Consider the following 910-nt stretch of genomic DNA (forward strand, 5'->3'; position numbering starts at 1 on the left):
TTTTCGGGATGCGAGAGAGTCGAGAGGTCGGGAAGAGGGGCAAGTTTTACCATGACCGGCATCATGCCCGGATATCGGAATGTTTACAATTGCGCGTTTACAACGGTCAGGGCTAAACAGTTACAAATTTCTTTAGTATGCCCTCCGGTTGGCACTCCTTGGTTTGATTTATAGGTGCCGACTTCAACCTCCGCCACGGTGATATTATGTACTGTGGCATAGTCGCTGGTGGCAGCACGTGTGAATGCACCTGATTCTCCATGGGGTGGATGGTCGCTTTGCCCTTGATAATAGGTGGTCGCCTGCAATACGCCGGAACTCATTTTTTGGGTCATGTATTTAGCCATCGCGTTCTCCGCAAAGTCAGTTGAAATAGAAAATCCAAATGTTCCTTATCCGTGCAACGAATGGATGAGACGTTGCGGGGATTGTTTCGCAACTTGCGGCTCTGAATGGCGATTTCCCGCCTGCTGCATGCTAAAAACCGGATAAGAATAGCGGTCGGACCCGCCACTCTTATCCTGCCAGTCCATCCGAATCGGCAATTTCGTGTGGATAGACAATCGCCAGCACGGTTGTTACAGCAACGCTTCGTGTTGAGTGAGCACCAATTTGCTGGAGTTGTTCGTCGAGGAAGCAATGAACATACCTGTTGCCGAATCGTAAGCAAGAGAAGCGGTGTTGTTACCACCACCAAAGACAACCTCTGTCATAGGCGACGTTACCTGGGTCACCACACTATTGCTAACAACCTGGGACGCGAGCCAGATATAGACCGTGGTATAAGGCACCTCGTTATACACAAGTCTTGCGCGCGGTGCCGACCGTGCTGAAAACCTGTTTACATTCAATGACTTAACGCGCCCCTTGTAAACTCGCCGCATTTCAGGTTTACTTTCGTCTTTTGCGT

General features: G+C 49.9%; 2 protein-coding genes. Both read right to left on the reverse strand.

Translation table 11 applies throughout. The annotated features are described in order from the left end of the window. Window positions 1–83: 83 nt before the first annotated feature. Window positions 84–347 (reverse strand): hypothetical protein, encoded by a 264-nt coding sequence (locus tag F1735_RS33865; protein ID WP_167241419.1) that lies wholly within the window; start codon window positions 345–347, stop codon window positions 84–86. 231 nt (window positions 348–578) lie between these two features. After that, a partial coding sequence (locus F1735_RS36040; protein ID WP_222853181.1) for a hypothetical protein occupies window positions 579–910 on the reverse strand: 332 nt, incomplete at its 5' end.

The organism is Massilia genomosp. 1 (assembly GCF_011682185.1).
In the GTDB taxonomy this organism is placed as follows: Bacteria; Pseudomonadota; Gammaproteobacteria; order Burkholderiales; family Burkholderiaceae_D; genus Telluria_A; species Telluria_A rubra.